Below are 18,862 nucleotides of genomic sequence, written 5' to 3' on the forward strand. Positions count from 1 at the left end.
AGAACTATTTGCACACCTGCGGAGTCTGACTATTCATGCTGACTCTCACCACTGAAGCCGCTGCCCAAGAAATCCCGCATTCATCTGCGGGAACTGCGCCCCAATTCGTGGCGCTGGGCAGCGGCTTATGCGCATCCATCCCAGAGGGGCCTGGACGGGCAAGCGCGCGGTGGAATCAGCGAGCAGATCAGATCGTGGAGCGCCTGCGCCAGCTCTATGCCCAGCGTGGCACGGCATTGGAGTACCGGTGGGAAGAGGAACTCACTGAGTCCGGGGTGATGCGATGGGCGGCGCTTCGAGTGGTTGACGGTGCACTCCCGGCAGATTGCTTGCTGGCTCACCCCACGGTGGCCAAGCTCCTGGCGGAATCAATCGAGATCACTCTGGGAGCCACGCCCGCCGTATATTTCCGCGACGGAGAACTCCGCGCGTGCGCGGCGGCGGAGGCACAGGTGGTGCCAGGGTGGATCGGGCCCCTGGACTTGTCCGCAGGCTACTGCCTAGCACTTCCCCTACAGTAGGGAGCATGTCTGCCACCTATCGACTGCAATTACGCGGTCCCAGCAGTGATCCTTCCCAAGCCTTTACTTTCGCTGATGCGGAGGCGCGGATCGATTACTTTGTCCGCTTAGGTGTGAGCCATCTCTACCTCTCCCCGATTCTCACCGCGCCGCCGGAATCTACCCACAACTATGACGTGGTTGATCCCACCACGGTGAACCCAGAACTCGGTGGCTTGGAGGGTCTGAAATCCCTGGCCGAATCCGCTCACGCAGCGGGCTTGAAGATTGTGGTGGACATTGTCCCCAACCACGTGGGTGTGGATGATCCCTCCCTCAATGAGTGGTGGTGGGATGTCCTCAAGCTGGGCCAGGAATCGGAGTTCGCTAATTACTTCGATATCGACTGGTCTGCGGATAACGGTGCGGGCGGGCGTTTGGGATTGCCCGTGCTCGGTAGCGAGGATGACATCCAGGCCCTCGAAATTGACGGCGATATCTTGCGCTACTACGACAACGAATTCCCCATCGCCCCAGGAACAGGCGAGGGGACGCCTCAGGAAGTCCACGATAGGCAGCATTACCGCCTGATGTTCTGGCGCGATGGGATCATCAACTACCGTCGCTTCTTTTCCATCAACGGGTTGGCGGGGCTTCGTCAGGAAGATCCTGTGGTCTTTGAACATACCCACCGGATCTTGAACCAGCTGCTGGCAGCGGATCTGATTGATGGCGTGCGCGTGGATCACCCGGATGGTCTGGCGGATCCGTTTGGGTACCTGGAGAATCTGCGCAACCTCATCGGCGAGGATCGCTGGTTGTTGATCGAGAAGATCCTGGGTGTCTCCGAACCTCTGGATCCGCGCCTGAGCGTGAACGGAACCACGGGTTATGACGCCCTGCGTGAGTTCGATGGCGTGTTCGTCAACCGCAATTCGGTGCGTGAGCTCAGCAACGTGGCTGAAGAGTGGACCGGTTCCAAGTGGGATTATGCAGCATTTGAGCTGGCCGAAGAAGAGCTGAAATCTGACGTGGCCCGCTTTGAGCTGGCGGCTGAGGTTCGCCGCTTGGCCCGCGCAGTTCGCGCGGATAACTGGTCCACCACGGGCGAATCAGTCTCCGATGACCTGCTGGAGGAAACCCTGGTGGGCCTGGTGGCCGCGATGCCCGTCTACCGCGCTGATTACCAGTCGCTTTCGCGCGTGACCAGCACCATTCTGGCGAAGACCCTAACCCGCTATCCCGAACGAGCTGATGCGCTGGACCTCATCTCCTCCGCCTTGCTCGCACGGGGTGAGGCGAACACCCGCTTCGCACAGGTGTGTGGCGCGGTTATGGCCAAGGGCGTGGAAGATACCGCGTTCTACCGCGGTTCCCGGTTGATCAGCCTGCAGGAAGTGGGTGGCGCCCCCGGTCGCTTCGGTGTGTCCCTGGCGGAGTATCACATGCTGCAGGCAGAGCGCGTGCGCTTGTGGCCGGGCACCATGACCGCCCTGACCACGCATGACACGAAACGTGGCGAGGACGTGCGCTCTCGCATCACCGCGATCACCGAGGTCCGGGAAGAATTCGCGGACCTGTGCGCCGCCATTGATTACGTGGATGGCATGACGTGCCACTTCCTCCTGCAGAACATCATCGGAGTATGGCCCAGCCAGGGTCAGCCCGGTGAGGACGTGCGCGAGCGCCTGCATGAGTACGCCACCAAGGCCATGCGTGAAACCGGCGTGCGCACCACCTGGTTTGATGTGGATGAAGAGTTTGAAACCTCCATCCACGAGTGGATTGATCGCGTGATTGATGACCACGGCCAGCTCATCGGCAACTTCGTTCAGCTGATCAGCCACGGCGGCGAGCAGATCGCGCTGAGTAAGAAGCTGCTGCAGCTGATGTCCCCGGGCATCCCCGATATCTACCAGGGCACGGAGTTCTTCACGGATTCGCTGGTGGATCCGGACAACCGCCGAAAGGTTGATTTCGACGCCCGCCTGGATACCTTGGATCGGGTTTCTCGCGGGGATATCACCACTCCGGATGAGCAACGCTTGAGCTTGATCGCCACGGCTCTGCGCGTGCGCGCCCACTGGGATCTCGATGGGGAATCCTATTTACCCGTCATGGCCAAGGGTTCCCTGTATCGCTCGATAGTCGGTATGCTGCGCGGAGATAACGTGATCACCCTGGTCACCCGTCGCCCCATCACCGTTGAGCGAGCCGGCGGCTGGGGAGATACCACTGTGGTTCTGCCGGAAGGTCTGTGGGAAGACCAGCTGCGCGGCGGCACAATCTGGCAGGGTGAGGTGCAACTAAAGGACGTGTTTGCTGATCGGGGGCAGGCACTTTTGACGAGGATGAAATGAGCAAGAAGAAGAAAACTCCCCGCGAGGTAAAGCAATACGACCTCTGGGTGGCGGAGAACCCGGGGATCCGGGCGGAAATCGGCAGCGTTATCCAGGATGCGCTGGATGATGCTGGCATCACCTACGACCAGGTGGTGGTCCGCATCAAGGACCGCGATAGCTTCATGACCAAGATCGATAATCCCAACTACCCGGATTACGTGGACATCCACAGTGCCTATGACATCTTGGGCGCCCGAGTGATCACGTATCACTCCTCGGAAATCCCGCAGCTTCTCGCGGTCATGGAGAGTCTGTTCCAGGTGGAAGCCGTGGTGGACAAGGCCGCGGAAACCGCCCGGCGCGGCCGCTTTGGCTACTCTTCCCAGCACGTAATCGTCCGCGTTCCGCAGCTGGGCGGAATGCTCATGGAGATTCAGCTGCGCACCGTGCTCCAGCATGCGTGGGCCGAGTTTGAGCACGATATCCGCTACAAGAACCTTTCCGGCACTGCGAATCCGGAGATCCACCGCGCGTTCACTCTGGCAGCCGGGCTCATTGAGCTGGCGGATCAGCAGTTTGACTTAATCGCCGAGACCGCGGAGAAGGCCACCAACCTGGCCAGCCACTTCTCCGGCGAAATCAAGGAAGTCACCCTGGCGCGCTTCCTCACCCTGGTCTTCGGCGAGGAATTCCCCGCCTCCCGGGTGGCGTACTACGGCTATGCCGTAGATATGCTTGCCGCCCACGAGATCACCACGTATGAGCAGCTCGCAGAACTCCTCACCCCGGAGAACTTGGAGAAGCTCTTCAAGGCCTACAACTACCCCTACCCTCCAGGTCAGGTGCGGTTGTTGGATGACATGTTGCTCTTTGTCTACGGCCGAGAGCACATTCGCAAGACCGTGCACATCGGCGATGACTCTTCCAGCCGGCCAGGTCGCTTGGGCAACCGCTGGCAGAAGCTGGGGCAGACCACCATGGCGGATCTGGAAAACACCAAAGCCCCTCAGCGGGAAATCCAGGCCGATGAGAAGAAGCCAGCCTCAGCTAGAGGAAAGAAAAAGCCCCACAAGAAGTGAGTGCCTAACCCTAGCGACCGCTCAGCGCTAGCCCTTGCCCATCAGCTGATCCAGCTGCCTGCGCTCACGCTTCGTGGGGCGCCCAGCTCCACGCTCGCGCCGAGGGATTGAGGCCAGAATCTCCTTCGGTGGCGGAGGCGGAGAATGATCAACGTAGGCTGCCCGGGCGATGGCCGGACCCACCCGTTTAGCGTGCAGCTGCGCCACCTCCACGATGAATTCGCGGTGATTCACCCAGGCGCGCACGGTATCCCCCACGGCCACCGATTGCGCAGGCTTCACGGCCACACCGTTGAGCTTCACATGCCCGGCGCGTACCGCCTCAGCTGCTGCGCTGCGCGTTTTATAGAGCCGGACTGCCCAGACCCAGGCGTCGATACGAACAGAACCGCCTTGCGCGGCAGGGCTCACCACTCGTCCTTGTGATCCAGGATCTTCTTGATCTGCACGCCGAAGTACACGAAGGCCAACAGGCAGATCACGGGGACAACCACGCTAAGCAGCGGGGTCTTGAGGAGGAACAGACCCACGCCCAAGCTCACCAGGCCCACGACCGCCACGGTGCGAGCGCCATAGACGTTCTTCGCCATCTGCTGCTTGCGTGCGCCCACCAGATCCTTGTTCGGATCAATCTTTGCTTTCTTTTCCATATCCATGGTTAGCCATTCTACGTGCAGCCCAACGTGCTCACACGGGTTGATCCACCCAGCGATGCCCCGCCTCCTGCAGCTCGGCGCTACCTCCGCTGAGCCGCGCCACGGCAGATTCCAAGCGGCCGCGCTCCCCCGAACCCACGCCCAGGGTCATCTCCACGTCCGCCCCAAATTCTGTCGAGATGATCTCCACGCCCTCCCCGCGCAGCTCGGCCTCCCACTTCCCCGCTTCGGCATGCTCGGCGTGCACGGTGTAGAGCCACAGCGGGGTGCGTCGAACCCGTGTGACCTGCTCAAGAGCCTTCTTCGCCGCGTCCTGATAGGCGCGCACCAGCCCGCCGGTTCCCAGCTTCACCCCACCGAAGTAGCGAACCACCACCACGGTCACATCCCGCATCTCCGTACCACGCAGCACTTCGAGAATGGGCTGGCCCGCGGTGCCGGAGGGTTCGCCGTCATCGTTGGATCGCTCGATGGGCAAGGCCTGATCCTGCTGCAGGATGTATGCCGTGCAATGGTGGCGGGCATCTGGATAGCGGGAGGTGACGTCGTTAATAAACGAACGTGCCTCCTCCTCATCCTCAGTGCGCTGAACCAGAGCGATGAACCGAGAGCGCTTGATTTCAATCTCGGCGCTGAATTCCCCAGTGCTGGGCCGCAGGTATGGAGTGTGGTTGGCGGGCATGAGTGCATTATCGCAGTTAGGGTTGAGCTCATGTTTAGTGTCTGGGCACCTAAGGCCGATTCCGTTGAGATTGAGCTGGATGGCACGCGCCGTCCCATGGAGCGCCACGGGGAGTGGTTCCAGCTGGCCGAACCGCGTGAGCCGGGGGCGCGCTATGGCTTTAGCGTGGATGGGTCGCCGGTGTTTCCGGATCCTCGTTCTCGACGCCAACCCGATGGCATCCATGGTCTCTCCGAGGTCTGGATTAATGAGCATCCCGCTGAGACCTTGGGCCGTCCGCTGCGCGGTGAAGTGATTTATGAGCTGCACGTGGGCACGTTCACGCCAGAAGGAACGCTGGATTCTGCGATTGAGCGACTGGATGACCTGCTTGATGTGGGTGTGAGCGCTGTGGAGCTGCTGCCTGTGCAGCCTTTCGGTGGTCAGCGCAACTGGGGTTATGACGGGGTGAGCTGGCACGCAGTCTCTGAGGTGTACGGCGGTCCGGATGCGCTGGCGCGTTTCGTGGAAGCTGCGCATGCGAAGGGCATCGCGGTGATTCTGGACGTGGTCTACAACCACTTCGGGCCGGATGGCAACTACACGGGCGTATTTGGCCCGTACACCACCGGTGGCTCCACGGGTTGGGGTGAGGTGGTGAATATTCAGGGGGCTCTCTCCGATGAGGTGCGCACGTACATTCTGGATTCAGTGGCTATCTGGACCAAGGAGTTTGGGATTGATGGGTTGCGGCTGGATGCAGTGCATGCGCTGGATGATGTGGGGGCGGTGAGCATTATCGAGCAGATTCGGGACGTGGCTTCGCCCAGCTATGTAATCGCGGAGACTGACCAGAATGATCCGAAGTACACGGAGCGTTTTGGGGTGGCGCAGTGGAATGACGACATTCACCACGCGATCCACACCGCTGTCTCTGGTGAGAACCACGCTTATTATGCGGACTTCGGGACGGTTGAGGTGCTGGCCACCACCTTCCAGCGGGTGTTCTGGCACGATGGGCGCTTCTCCAGCTTCCGCGAGCGCACGCATGGCCGAGCACTACAGTCTCCGGATTATTCACAGTTCGTGGTCTACACCACCACGCATGACCAGACAGGCAACCGCGCTGCAGGTGACCGGCCGAGCATGAACCTGAGCGTGGAACAGCAGCTTGCCAAGGCTGCACTGGTGCTGATCAGCCCGTTCACGGTGATGCTATTCCAGGGCGAAGAATGGGGAGCTTCTACCCCATTCGCATTTTTCGTGGATCACGAGGATCCGGAGCTCAACCGCTTGACCCGCGAGGGGCGGATGCGGGAGTTCGACCGCGCGGGATGGAATCCGGAGGAGGTTCCGGATCCAGCTGCGGAGAAGACATTCCTGGAATCCAAGCTGAACTGGTCTGAGCGGACCGAAGGTGATCACGCGCACGTACTTGCCGGGTACAAGGAATTACTGCAATTGCGTAAGGACTTGCACTTGGCGGAGGCGGAGCTGGTGGATGTGCGCTGGCACTCTGACGAGCCTCTGAGCGAAGAGCTGTTCACGGTGGCGCCGGTGACGGGTTCTGAGGAGCTAGGCGGGGGTGATGATCCTGCAGGTTCTAGAGAGGTGGATATCTCCGGCCGGTGGATCGAACTGGTCTACCAAGCCCCAGAAAAGTTGGTCACGCTCACGGTCAATCTGAGCGACGAACCAGCGCGTGAGCTGGATGGCTGGGGTTATCGAGTTGTGAGCTCTTAACGAGTAGAGATTAAGGCTGTTTTCTCAACCTCTAGTCAATGTTGAGAAAACAGCCCAATGCAGTCGCTTACTCTTCGGGAGAATCTGCTGATACCTGCTTTAGGCCGGTCGCGAGGGAAAGAACAAACGCTTTTTCTTCCTCTGCTCGCCGCGGCTTATCCGCCAGGTCGCTCACATCGGCAGAATCGCCATTACTTGCGATGATCTCATCGATTCCACCTGCTCGCTTAATAATCTCTTGTGTCTGCATGCCTCCCCCGGCGCGCTTGATGTTGCGAGCGAGCTCGACCACATCGTTGTCAGGCATCTGATCACCGTTAAGGATGGTGGCGATTAATGCAGGGTTCTGCACCACGCCATGATTCATTGAGTCGAAACGGTTCCGTAGGTTTGTCATCGTTTGCTCATTAGACCCGCTCACAACTTCCTCATCAGGAACGGTATCTACAAAGCGAACAAATTCGTCCACTTGACCTTGGTTCTCTACCGCGGCTTGAGTGGTGGAAACCTGCGAATTAAGCGCATTATCCGGTTCTGAGGCGCATGCCACACCAGCAAATGAAGTGGAGAGTGCCACGGGTAATGCCACAGCTTTCGTACCAATGCGAGTTGACATTATCCACCCCTTTCTCAAATAGACTCCATACTTTCCCTATCACGCTAATAAAATAATAAACGTGCATCAAGGATCTATGACTTGTCTAACACCGAGCAACTCGAACTGCATTGAATACTTACTTTTGCAGTCATATGAATAAGATAATGGCCATAAATCGAACAGGCGGCTAATGCCGCTGTTGCGTGCGATCCTTATTCCGGATTCGAGCCATCACTTAAAAATAGTCTGGGTTCATTTCACTCTCTACAGCCCCCAGCTCAGCCCAATTAGCCCCGCCCATAAAGCGGGAGCACCGCCTCAGTCACCAGTGGCGCGAGGTCATTGGGCAGCTCAACACCTTCAGAGAAGTCCAACCACCGCAGCTCTTCGATCTCCGCAGCAGAGTGAGAAATCAGCACTGCCGCATTCTCCGCCGGATCCCCGGCGCGATACTCAAACAAATGAGCTTTGACTAGTGTGTCGGCTTCATTGGCAGCGTCGGCAACAAAGGTTCCCAAGAACGTGAGTTCGGTGGGTCGCACGCGCACGCCGAGCTCCTCGGCCACCTCGCGCACGGCAGTCTCGACTGAACTCTCCCCCGGTTCGGGCTTGCCGCCGGGATGCATGAATAGCTCGGTGCCGCGTTTGCGGACGGTGAGCATGCGGCGGTGGGCATCGAAGAAAACTACCGCGCTGACCTCGATGACCGCCCGCGAGGAAACAGGCTCAGGCAAAGATGCCCTCCCACGTGGCAGCCTTCAGGTCACCCATCAGGGACGGCGACTTGCTCACGCGCATCTCGGAGCCGAGCATGTACTGCACCTGCTCGTCGCCATCGACGACCGTGAGGTACACATCCGAATCGCCCTTGTTTTGTGCCAGCACGCGCTTGAGCCGATTCATGTTGTCGGTAGTGGCCTGGTCAACGCGCATGTGTAGGCGCAGCGGCACGCCCGTTCCGGAACCAGCGGAGAGCTCTGCGGACTTCAGGTCCTCGCAGAACAGGCTCATGCGGTCTTCCTTGTAGCGCACCCGAGCCTTGGCCAGCACGATGTTATCTTCCACAATCTGCGGCGCCACCAGCTGATACGTCTTGGCAAACACCAGCAGTTCCACCTGCGCCCCGTGGTGATCCTCCAGCGTGGCAATCACCCACGGCGAACCCTTCCGGTCCACGCGCCTTTCCACCGAGGAAATGATGCCGCCGATGCGCACCTCGCGGTTATCCGCCAGCTCACCGGAAAGCACCTTGGTCAGTGGCGTATCCACCTGAGCTTCTAGCGCAGATTCGAAACCATCCAGCGGGTGGCCGGAGACATAGAGGCCCAGCATGTCTCGCTCCAAGGCCAGCTCGTGCTTGCGCTCCCACGTGTGATCCGGCACCTCCACGCGGAAAACATCCCCGGCGGCATCGTCTTCCAGCCCGGCGAACAGGTCAAACTGTCCCTTCGCTGCGGCCTTCTTGGTGTTGATCACGGCATCCACCGCGCCCTCATGAACCAGCACCAGACCCTTGCGCGGGTGGCCCAGCGAATCGAACGCGCCCGCCTTGATCAGCGATTCCGTCACGCGCTTGGAACACGCCACGGCATCGATCTTGTCCAGGTAATCGGAGAAGTTCTTGAACGCGCCCTTTTCTTTTCTCGACGCCACAATAGACTCCACCACTTCTTCACCCACGTTTCGCACGGCGCCCAGGCCGAAGCGAATATCGGTTCCCACCGATTGGAAGGTGTAGGCGGACTCGTTGACATCCGGGGAGAGCACCTTGATACCCAGGTGGCGGCAATCCGCCAGGTAGATCGCGGATTTATCCTTCTTGTCAGACACGCTGGTCAGCAGCGCGGCCATGTACTCGGCGGTGTAGTTTGCCTTGAGATACGCGGTCCAGAAGCTCACCAGGCCGTAGCCAGCGGCGTGCGACTTGTTAAACGCGTAGCCCGCGAAAGGCAGGATGGTGTCCCACAGCTGCTTGATGGCCTCGTCTGAATAACCGTTGTCCTTCATGCCGGCCTCGAAGGCCGCGAATTCCTTCGCCAGCACCTCTGGCTTCTTCTTACCCATGGCTTTACGGAAACCATCGGCCTGGCCAGCGGTGTAGTTAGCCACTTTCTGGGAGATCCTCATGATCTGCTCCTGATACACAATCAGGCCATAGGTCTCCTCCAGGATTTCCTGCAGCGGCTCTTCCAGCTCTGGGTGGATGGGCACAATCGGCTTGCGGTCATTCTTGCGGTCCGCGTATTCCCAGTGCGCACCCACACCCATTGGACCCGGACGGTACAGGGCCAATGCGGCCACGATGTCATTGAAGCCGGTGGGCTGCATCCGCTTCAGCAGCTCCTGCATACCACCGGAGTCCAGCTGGAACACACCCAAGGTGTCGCCGCGCGCGAGGAGCTCGTAGGCGGCTTTATCGTCTGTGGTCAGACCTTCAAGGTCCAGATCTTCCCCACGGTTGGTCTTGATGTTATCGATGCAATCACCGATCACCGTGAGGTTACGCAAGCCCAGGAAGTCCATCTTCAGCAGGCCAATGGCCTCACAGGCTGGGTATGGCCAGCCGGTGATCAGCGCGCCATCCTGCTTGCGCTTCCACATGGGGATGCAATCCAGCAGCGGCACGCTGGACATAATCACCGCACAAGCGTGCACGCCGGCTTGGCGAACCACGCCTTCCAAGCCCAGCGCGTCATCGTAGATCTTCTTCACATCGGGATCGGTCTCGATGAGCTGGCGCACCTCGGCGGCCTCTGCGTAGCGCTCATGGTTCGGATCCGTGATGCCCGTCAGCGGGATGTCCTTGGCCATGATCGCTGGTGGCAGCGCCTTGGTGATGCGGTCTGCCATCTGGAAACCGGCCTGCCCATAGTGCGCACGCGCGGCATCCTTGATGGCCTGCTTCGTCTTCACCGTGCCGAAAGTAATCACCTGAGCGATCTTGTCCTCACCCCAGCGATCGGAGGCATAGCGGATCATCTCGCCGCGGCGTCGATCATCGAAGTCGATATCGATATCCGGTGCGGACGGACGCTCCGGGTTGAGGAAGCGCTCGAAGAGCAGCCCATGCTCAATGGGGTCAATATTTGTGATGGTCAGCGCGTACGCCACCAGCGCACCAGCAGCGGAACCACGGCCGGGGCCCACGCGGATGCCTACGGAGCGGGCGTAGTGGATTAGCTCGGCCACGATGAGGAAGTAGGAAGGGTAACCCTTCATGTCGATGACCTCGACTTCATACTTCGCCCGGTCGATGTATTCCTGTGGCACCTGCTCGCCGGCGAAGCGCTTGTCCAGGCCCTCCATCACCTCGTGCATCAGCCAGGTGGTCGGGGTGTAACCCTCGGGTACTTCCGCCACTGGCATGCGGTCATGCGGGTGCTCGTCCCACACTTCGCTGTAATCCTGCACGCGCTCGGCCACCAGCAGGGTGTTATCGCAGCCATCTTCCACCACGTGATCCCACTGCGCGCGGAGGTCTTCTGCCGTGCGCAGGTAGAAGCCCGATCCGGAGAAGGCAAAGCGCTTGCCACCTTCGTCATAGGTGGGCTCGTCCATGGTGGAGCCGGACTGCACGCAGAGCATGACCTCGTGCGCCTTGGCCTGGCTTTCCAGCACGTAGTGGCAGTCATTGGTCACCAGTGGCGGGATGCCCAGCTTTCGGCCCACTTCCAGAAGGTCATCGCGGACGCGCTTTTCGATGTCCAGCCCGTGGTCCATCAGCTCTAGGAAGTAGTTGTCCTTGCCGTAGATGTCCTGCCACATCGCGGCGGCTTCCACTGCCTGATCGAACTGTCCCAAGCGCAGGCGGGTTTGTACGTCGCCGGAAGGACAACCGGTGGTGGCGATGATGCCCTCAGCACGCTCGGCAATCAGCTCGGCATCCATGCGTGCCCACTTGCCGTACTGGCCCTCATAGCTGGCCATGGAGCTCAAGTAGAAGAGATTGCGCAGGCCCTGGGCAGTTTCCGCAACCATGGTCTGGTGCAGGTAAGCACCGGAGGCGGAGACATCGTCACGCTTCTGCTCCGGGTTTCCCCAGCGCACGCGGGTGGTGCTGAAGCGGGACTCCGGCGCGATATATGCCTCGATGCCGATGATGGGCTTGATGCCCGCGGCGGTCATCGCCCGGTAGAAGGAATCCGCGCCGTACATGTTGCCGTGGTCAGTCATGCCCACCGCGGGCATCCCCTGGCGCGCCGCTTCTTCGGCCAGCATATCCACCTTGGCCATGCCATCGAGCATGGAGTATTCGGTGTGATTATGCAGATGGACGAAAGAAGATTTAGCCATGTACGCGCTTCCTACTGTCTTTTTTGTAATCTTTTTGCCGAGGAAAGCATCTTCCCGGCGATGTTGCTGAATTCTCCCTAAGGAGCGTTAATCACACCGTAGTCTATCCCCTGTGAAGCAAGATATTCGTTCCGCAGTTGCACACCTGGACGCGCCGTTTGCCGTCCTCGATTTAGACGCCGCACTGGAAAACGCCGCAGACATGGTTCGCCGCGCGAATGGCACCCCCATTCGCCTGGCCAGCAAGTCCATCCGCATCCGCGAGCTGATGAAGCGCGTGCTGGAACTGCCGGGCTACCACGGCATCCTGGCCTACAACCTCACCGAGGCCCTGTGGCTGGTGGAATCGGGCGCCTCCGACGACGTCGTGGTGGCCTACCCCACCGCCAATCGCTCCGCCCTGCGCGCGCTCTTCGCAGACCAGCGCGCCCTGAACAGCATCACGCTGGTGGTTGATTCCGTGGAGCACCTGGATTTCATCGATGCGGTGGCGCCTACTGATCAACGTGGTGAGGTGCGTTTATGTGTTGATATCGACGCTAGCCTCGAGCTGGGAAAGCTACACCTCGGAGCCATGCGCTCCCCTCTCCACAGCGTCTCCGAGGTGCGAGGATTCCTCGATGCGGTGTGCACCCGCCCCGGGTTCAAACTCGTTGGATTGCTCGCCTATGAGGGGCAGATTGCCGGCACCACGGACACCTCCCGGGTCGTGTCGCTGATGAAGTGGGCCTCCACCAAAGAACTGGCACCTCGGCGCAAAAAGATCGTGAACACGGTGAATGCCCGTTTGCGCAGCCTGGGCAAACCTCCGCTGGAATTCGTCAACGGTGGCGGCACCGGTTCCATCGAGAACACCTCTGCGGAAGACGCAGTCACGGAGATCGGCGCGGGATCGGGAATCATCGGCTCGGCTCTGTTTGATCACTACAAGCAGTTCACTCCCCAGCCCGCAGAATGGTTCGTGCTACCCGTGGTTCGGCGACCAGCAGCAAACACTGTGACGGTTGCTGGTGGAGGCAGGGTGGCGTCGGGCCCCATTGGAAAGGACCGACTACCGCACGTGGCCTGGCCACCCGAGCTTTCCACCAACACCATGGAAGGTTTCGGAGAAGTGCAGACCCCATTGAGTGGCGATGCAGCTGCAGAACTGAAACTGGGGGATCATGTGTGGATGCGCCCCTCCAAAGCCGGCGAGCAGACCGAATATTTTAATTCAATCGTGGTGGTTTCCCAGGGTCGGGTTATTGATGAATGGGCCACCTACCGGGGCGAGAGAAAGAGTTTTGTGTAATGGCACGTGCAACATGGAATAACTGGTCTGGATCAGTCAGCGCCAACCCGAAGGAAATCGCGCAACCGCGCAGCGAAGCCGAATTAGTGAAGCTCATTCAGCAGGCCGCGACAACCGGCAGCCGGGTCAAAGCGGTGGGCGCGGGGCACTCGTTCATGCCGCTCGCGGAGACCGCGGGCGTTTTGGTGAACTTGGACAACCTGAGTGGCTTGGTGCATTTCGACCGGGACAACATGACCGTGACCCTGCACGCGGGCACTCGGTTACGCGATCTTCCGGAATTGCTGCGGCCCCTGGGTGTAGCGCTGGCGAATCAGGGCGACGTGGACCCGCAGTCCATCGTGGGCGCGATCAGCACCGGAACCCACGGCACGGGAGTCAACCACACCGGGTTTGCCGGGATGCTCCGGAGTTTCCGCATCATCACCGCGGACGGCTCCATTCACGATGCTCACCCCAATGCGGCCGATGAACTGGACCGCGAGCTGTACCACTTGGGGCGGATTTCCTTGGGCGCGCTGGGCATCATCACGCAGGTAGAGATGGACGTGGTGCCGACCTTCGTGCTGGAGGCCAAAGAAGCCGCCGAGCCCCTGGGCCCCCTGGTTGATACGTTCTCCGATAGGGCGCACGCTGCGGATCACCTGGAGTTCTACTGGTTCCCCCACACCAAGGTGGCACACGTGAAAACCAACACGCGCCGGGCCGCTGATGTGCAAACGTCACCCATTGCGCGTTGGCAAGAAGTGATGGCCGATGAACTACTGAACAACGTGCTGTTCGGAGCCATGAACTACCTCTCCGGATGGGTGCCCAGCACCACGCGCACGCTGGCGCGAATCTCCGCCAGCACCTTGGCGCAAAGGGAATACTCCGATGCGGCGCACGACGTGTTTGTCTCGCAGCGCCGAGTGCGCTTCAACGAGATGGAATACTCGGTGCCACTGGCCGATGCCACCGAGGTGCTCAAGGAAGTGCAGCACACGATCAATACCTGTGGCGAGCAGGTGCTCTTCCCGATCGAAGTGCGTGCGACCAGCGCTGACGATGTTCCACTCTCCACCGCCAAGGGGCGGGAATCCTGCTACATCGCGGTGCACCGCCACCACCCGCAGGATCAGTGGGCGTACTTCCGGCACCTGGAGCCAATCTTCAAGGAAGCTGAAGGCCGGCCACACTGGGGCAAGCTCCACACCCTGGGTCATGAGGATCTGCTGGAGAGGCACGAGGACTTCGCTGCTGTGACCCGCCTGCGGGCGAAGGTTGATCCGGAGGGGGTGTTCGTCAATCCGCTGCTGGAGCGGATGTTTGGGCTGGTTTAGCTCGCTGGTTGGTAGTTGACTGGTTAGGCTGCTGGCTGGTTAATCTGCTGCCTGCGCGGATGCCGATTGCGCGGCGGCTCGTTCGCGTTTCCCGGCGCGAGCAGCTCGGGTGCGCAGCAAGAGATCCGCGATGAAGATGGCCAGCGCCACCCAGATGATCACGAAGCCCACCCACCTGCCGGGCTCGATGTATTCCTTGGTGACGAACACCGCCCAGAGCATCTGCAGCATGGGGGTGATGTACTGGATCATTCCCAAACTGGTGAGGGTCAGCGCATGCGCTGCCCGAGCGAAACACAGCAGCGGTAGTGCCGTGACAACGCCCGCCAACATCAGGAGCACCGCGTGGCTGGGCCCATCCTGCACAAAGGTGTTGCTGCCTTGGGATTGCAGCCACAAAATGTAGCCCACACCCACGGGAGCCAGGACCATAGTTTCTGCCATGAGGGAGATCTGCGGGCTCAGAGTGATTCGCTTTTTCAGCAATCCATACAGGCCAAAACTCACGGCCAGTAGCAGCGGGATCCACGGCGGTGTACCCAGCATGATGGTCATGATGATCACAGCCGCGGCAGCTAACCCCACCGAGATTTTCTGCAGTGGGCGCAGCGATTCCCGCAGCACGATCACTCCCAGCAACACGCTTACCAGGGGGTTGATGAAGTAGCCCAGGGCAGCATCCGCCACCTTGCCGCTGTTCACTGCATAGACGTACACGCCCCAGTTCACGGAGATCACGATGGCCGCAGCGGTGACCAACAACCACTCCAGCTTGGTGATCTTGCGCAGCTTGCCCAGGTTGCCCACCACGGCCAGCACCAATCCCATGAACACGAACGTCCAGAGGAAGCGGTGAGACAGGATCTCTAGCGGACCGGCTGGTTTGAGCAAGGGGAAGAAGGCGGGGAACAAGCCCCACATTCCATATGCCAAGAAGCCCCAGATCATTTCGCGCCTCCCTGGGGTTTCTGGCCCTGTGGAGATTGGCCCTGCGCGTTCATGCCAGGACTATCCGCAGACACCGGGCGCACACCCATCCGGCCGTACACTGCATCAGCTGCAGCGGGTTCCACGGCAGCGATCTTCGGCTGCTCGGCAATCTTCCTGAGCTGCTCGGGAGTGCCGTACACCAGCACGCCTTCGGCCTTGATGTCACTTTCCCGTAGGCCCGCGCCCGCAGCCATGCTCCGGGTGGCTTGCTGCAACACGTCCTTGCGCTGCAATCCCTTGGCCGGTTCAGGCAGAACCCATTGCACCGGGCCCACAAGCAGCGTGCTCACGCGCAGTTCGGGATCGCGGAGCGGCTCGGTCAACTCCACTGGGTTGGCTTCATCTTTAGGGGTGACCAGTGCCCATCGCGCCTGCTCCCCTTGCATATCCCGCAGGGATTGCTCTGCTTGCTGGAAGTACTCCTGGTTACTCGCGGTATCAAAGGGACCCAACTGATCCCCGTTGATGTTTTGCGGCGCGGATACCCGGTCAGAAGCCGATAGCCCCAGAATGCCGATAAACAGCACCAACAGGCACAGCCCTGCCAGCCAAGCTACCCAGGCAGGACGGCGGGTATCTTCCCAATCCAGCTCTCTACTGCGCTTTTTATCCACCGGCACCTGCTGAGAGAGCCGTGCCCGGTACTGCGAATCCTTAGACACCGTTAGCCTCCCGCAACGCGCGCAATGATTGTTCAAGATCCTCTGGGTACTGCGAAGTCACGGTCATGAACTCACCATTGGGGTGCGGAAAGCCCAGAGACACGGCATGCAACCACTGCCGAACCAAACCCATCTTTTCCGCCAGCTTGGGATCCGATCCGTACATCGGGTCCCCCACCAATGGATGGTGCATTGAAGAAAAATGCACGCGGATCTGATGAGTCCTGCCGGTTTCCAATTTCACCTCTACCAGCGACGCCTGCCGGTGCGCTTCCAAGGTGCGGTAATGAGTGATTGCGTGTTTGCCATCATCGCGGACCGCAAAACGCCAGCCCGCCGAGGGATGACGACCAATCGGGGCATCAATAGTTCCGACCGTGGGATCGGGGTGGCCTTGCACCAGCGCGTGATAAGTCTTGGACACCGTCCGCTCCTTAAACGCGCGCTTCAAAATGGTGTACGCACGTTCGGAAGCCGCCACGATCATCACCCCGGACGTTCCCACATCCAGTCGCTGCACAATGCCCTTGCGCTCAGGCGGGCCAGAGGTGGAAATCCGGAAACCTGCTGCGGCCAGACCAGCCGTAACTGTCGGCCCTTCCCAGCCCAGGGTGGGGTGAGCAGCCACGCCCACCGGTTTATCCACCACGATCACATCATCATCCGAGTACAGGACGTTCATGCCCTCCACATGCTGCGGAGGTTCAGCGGTGAGATCCCGCGGCGGTTCCGGCAACGTGACATCCAGCCACGCCCCACCGACGAGCCTGTCCGATTTTCCGACAGCCTGCCCATCTTGGAGAACGTGTCCATTGACTGCCATTTCCGCCACGATGTTGCGGGAAAGACCAAGTAATTTGGACAGGCCGGCGTCGACACGCATTCCGGCGAGCCCATCGGGTACCGGAACCACACGATTCTCCCCGCTCATCGTGCCTCCTCTTCTTCAACCATCACGGCGGCCTTGCGTTCCGCAATCAATTTTGGTTCGACGAAAGCCGTGTACAACAAGTACGTCACCACACCGACGGTGATGGATGCATCAGCGATGTTGAAGATGGCGAAATTGCCGAAGGAGAAGAAATCCACCACATGGCCATGCAAGCCACCCGGGGAACGGAAGATGCGATCCATGAGATTGCCCAGTGCACCAGCACCGATGAGGATCGCTGGGGTGGCCGCCCACCAGGTGCGCACGCGCAGCAGAACCACCACACAAATGATGGTGGCGATGATCTGGAAAATGGAGAAGATCAACGTGGCATCCACTCCGAATGAGAACGCGGCTCCCGGGTTGCGGATGAGAAAGAGCCGGAACCACTCCCCGATGATGGGGTAAGAAGTGCGCGGCTCGAGATTTTCCACGACCAACCACTTGCTCAGTTGATCTACGCCCATGATCAACAGCAACAGCAGCAGCGAGATGCCCGACAAGCGTTTGGAATTCACAAGAAGACAGTCTAGTAGGCGGCCCGGACAGTCTTGAATCGGCAATGGGGTTGGGCGTGGTGGCTTTCGGTTTGTGCGCGGTTCTGCGGGCTCTCCCTTGTTTGGCGACTGGCTTGCGTCGGGTTGCCTGAGAAAGGTTGCCTACCAAGGGAAAGGTGCCGGAGTTTTCCACTCCAACTGTTAATGTGAATAATCGTGGTAAATCAGAGACTTCGGAAATTCCAGGCTGTCGTGGCAATGGTGGCTGTCACAGCCCTTGCTGCGTGCGGTGAAGAACCGGAGCAAGCCTCCGCCCCCGTTGAAGCACCGGTGGAGGGCATGAAAGTGGAGCTGCTGGATGCGGGCAAGGCTCCGCAGCAGCCGGTGGTGTGGTTCACGGATCAAGAAGAGCAGCACGTGAACTACAGCATCACCCGCGGGCTTGAGCAGAGCACCGAGGTGGATGAGGAAAAGGCGAAGGAGCTGGCTGCGAGCTCGAGCGCGGCGGAGTCCTCTGCTGCGGGTTCTTCTACCGGTTCGGCTACTGCGGGGCCTGATGCAGAAGGCTCTGGCGTTGCAGGCTCCAGCGCGGAAAACAGCGCGTCAGCCAGCGAATCCGCGAGCGCTGAGGAGGAAAGCAACAACCTTCCCTACGAGGAGGTCACCATGAACCTCCCGCTCACCACCGGAATCAAGACCGATGGCGACACCCGCACCAGCACCGTCACTGTGGGCAAACCAACCGGCGATAACACTGAGCGCAACGAGGACATCGCCTCCGCCGAGGGCTTCCGCATGACCACCGAGCAAGATCGCTATGGTCGCCCGCAGAATCGCACTTTCTCTTCCCCGGAAGGCGCGTCTGATTCAGCCCGGGCCAGCGTGGAAGAAGCCTTGGTGCAGATGAATAATCTGCCGCTGATCTTCCCTGAAGAACCCATCGGTGAAGGTGCCTCTTGGACGGTCTCTAATCGAGTAGAAGATGGTGGTATTTCCTTCTTGCAGACCATCACGTACACGCTGCTACAGAAGCAGAATCAGACGGTATCACTCTCCGTTTCCGCAGAGAGGAAGCCCGCCACGCAGTTCCTCAATGGCTCTGATCTGCGCATCATGGACGTGTCCACTGAGTCTTCAGGCCATATTTCTGTGAACCTCACGCACGCCGTGCCAGAACGCGGATCCATCAGCCTTTCCACGGTGGTGACCTATGGCAAAGAGGATTCCGCCACCCGGGTAAAGCAAAAGACCACGAGCAAAAGCTCATGGTCTCCGGCTGAATCCTAATTAGCGCTTA

17 protein-coding genes are annotated in these 18,862 nt (G+C 60.0%); 7 read left to right on the top strand and 10 right to left on the bottom strand.

Features of this window, described 5'->3' with window-relative positions; all coding sequences use genetic code 11:
• The first annotated feature begins 35 nt into the window (after positions 1–35).
• The 3 genes from IRY30_RS06750 to IRY30_RS06760 are packed head-to-tail and all read left to right on the top strand — an operon-like array spanning position 36 to position 3,921.
• Positions 36–521, top strand: a complete 486-nt coding sequence (locus IRY30_RS06750) for a hypothetical protein (protein WP_194556675.1) — start codon at positions 36–38, stop codon at positions 519–521.
• A gap of 5 nt (positions 522–526) precedes the next feature.
• On the top strand, positions 527–2,860 hold the full coding sequence (treY, locus tag IRY30_RS06755; RefSeq protein ID WP_194556676.1) for a malto-oligosyltrehalose synthase: 2,334 nt from the start codon (positions 527–529) through the stop codon (positions 2,858–2,860).
• Positions 2,857–3,921 (top strand): GTP pyrophosphokinase, encoded by a 1,065-nt coding sequence (locus tag IRY30_RS06760; RefSeq protein ID WP_194556677.1) that lies wholly within the window; start codon positions 2,857–2,859, stop codon positions 3,919–3,921. Before treY ends, IRY30_RS06760 begins: the two co-directional genes overlap by 4 nt.
• A gap of 27 nt (positions 3,922–3,948) precedes the next feature.
• Here the strand turns inward: IRY30_RS06760 and IRY30_RS06765 are convergent, their stop codons facing one another.
• From IRY30_RS06765 to IRY30_RS06775, 3 genes are read right to left on the bottom strand one after another with little or no spacing between them, the layout of a single operon-like run.
• A complete protein-coding gene (locus IRY30_RS06765; RefSeq protein WP_194556678.1) occupies positions 3,949–4,332 on the bottom strand; it encodes an RNA-binding S4 domain-containing protein in 384 nt (127 codons plus the stop codon).
• Complete coding sequence (locus tag IRY30_RS06770; RefSeq protein ID WP_194556679.1) at positions 4,329–4,577, bottom strand: hypothetical protein; 249 nt, start codon at positions 4,575–4,577, stop codon at positions 4,329–4,331. The genes IRY30_RS06765 and IRY30_RS06770 overlap by 4 nt, the downstream gene beginning before the upstream one ends.
• 31 nt (positions 4,578–4,608) lie before the next feature.
• On the bottom strand, positions 4,609–5,259 hold the full coding sequence (locus IRY30_RS06775) for a YigZ family protein (RefSeq protein ID WP_194556680.1): 651 nt from the start codon (positions 5,257–5,259) through the stop codon (positions 4,609–4,611).
• Between the two features lie 30 nt (positions 5,260–5,289).
• Here IRY30_RS06775 and treZ point away from each other — a divergent pair, with 30 nt between their 5' ends.
• Entirely contained in the window at positions 5,290–6,981 is a 1,692-nt protein-coding gene (gene treZ / locus IRY30_RS06780; RefSeq protein WP_194556681.1) for a malto-oligosyltrehalose trehalohydrolase, read from the top strand.
• Positions 6,982–7,048: 67 nt separating this feature from the next.
• Here the strand turns inward: treZ and IRY30_RS06785 are convergent, their stop codons facing one another.
• From IRY30_RS06785 to dnaE, 3 genes are all read right to left on the bottom strand, one after another.
• Positions 7,049–7,597: a hypothetical protein gene (locus IRY30_RS06785; protein WP_194556682.1), complete on the bottom strand. Its 549-nt coding sequence runs from the start codon at positions 7,595–7,597 to the stop codon at positions 7,049–7,051.
• A gap of 269 nt (positions 7,598–7,866) precedes the next feature.
• A complete protein-coding gene (locus IRY30_RS06790) occupies positions 7,867–8,313 on the bottom strand; it encodes an NUDIX hydrolase (RefSeq protein WP_228503114.1) in 447 nt (148 codons plus the stop codon).
• Complete coding sequence (gene dnaE / locus IRY30_RS06795) at positions 8,306–11,872, bottom strand: DNA polymerase III subunit alpha (RefSeq protein WP_194556683.1); 3,567 nt, start codon at positions 11,870–11,872, stop codon at positions 8,306–8,308. The genes IRY30_RS06790 and dnaE overlap by 8 nt, the downstream gene beginning before the upstream one ends.
• A 112-nt stretch (positions 11,873–11,984) precedes the next feature.
• Here dnaE and IRY30_RS06800 point away from each other — a divergent pair, with 112 nt between their 5' ends.
• Positions 11,985–13,163, top strand: a complete 1,179-nt coding sequence (locus IRY30_RS06800; protein WP_194556684.1) for an amino acid deaminase/aldolase — start codon at positions 11,985–11,987, stop codon at positions 13,161–13,163.
• Positions 13,163–14,485, top strand: a complete 1,323-nt coding sequence (locus IRY30_RS06805) for a D-arabinono-1,4-lactone oxidase (protein ID WP_194556685.1) — start codon at positions 13,163–13,165, stop codon at positions 14,483–14,485. The genes IRY30_RS06800 and IRY30_RS06805 overlap by 1 nt, the downstream gene beginning before the upstream one ends.
• 39 nt (positions 14,486–14,524) lie before the next feature.
• Here the strand turns inward: IRY30_RS06805 and rarD are convergent, their stop codons facing one another.
• The 4 genes from rarD to lspA are packed head-to-tail and all read right to left on the bottom strand — an operon-like array spanning position 14,525 to position 17,586.
• Positions 14,525–15,433, bottom strand: a complete 909-nt coding sequence (rarD, locus tag IRY30_RS06810) for an EamA family transporter RarD (protein ID WP_194556686.1) — start codon at positions 15,431–15,433, stop codon at positions 14,525–14,527.
• Positions 15,430–16,137 carry a hypothetical protein gene (locus tag IRY30_RS06815; RefSeq protein ID WP_194556687.1) on the bottom strand — a complete coding sequence of 236 codons (708 nt, stop codon included), beginning with the start codon at positions 16,135–16,137 and terminating at the stop codon, positions 15,430–15,432. The genes rarD and IRY30_RS06815 overlap by 4 nt, the downstream gene beginning before the upstream one ends.
• Positions 16,130–17,068, bottom strand: coding sequence for an RluA family pseudouridine synthase (locus IRY30_RS06820; protein WP_194556688.1), 939 nt, complete (start codon positions 17,066–17,068; stop codon positions 16,130–16,132). Before IRY30_RS06820 ends, IRY30_RS06815 begins: the two co-directional genes overlap by 8 nt.
• On the bottom strand, positions 17,065–17,586 hold the full coding sequence (gene lspA / locus IRY30_RS06825) for a signal peptidase II (RefSeq protein WP_194556689.1): 522 nt from the start codon (positions 17,584–17,586) through the stop codon (positions 17,065–17,067). Before lspA ends, IRY30_RS06820 begins: the two co-directional genes overlap by 4 nt.
• Positions 17,587–17,781: 195 nt before the next feature.
• Here lspA and IRY30_RS10435 point away from each other — a divergent pair, with 195 nt between their 5' ends.
• A complete protein-coding gene (locus IRY30_RS10435; RefSeq protein ID WP_194556690.1) occupies positions 17,782–18,852 on the top strand; it encodes a DUF6263 family protein in 1,071 nt (356 codons plus the stop codon).
• The last annotated feature ends 10 nt before the right edge of the window (positions 18,853–18,862 follow it).

It is taken from the genome of Corynebacterium suicordis DSM 45110, assembly GCF_015351405.1.
GTDB classification, from domain to species: Bacteria; Actinomycetota; Actinomycetes; order Mycobacteriales; family Mycobacteriaceae; genus Corynebacterium; species Corynebacterium suicordis.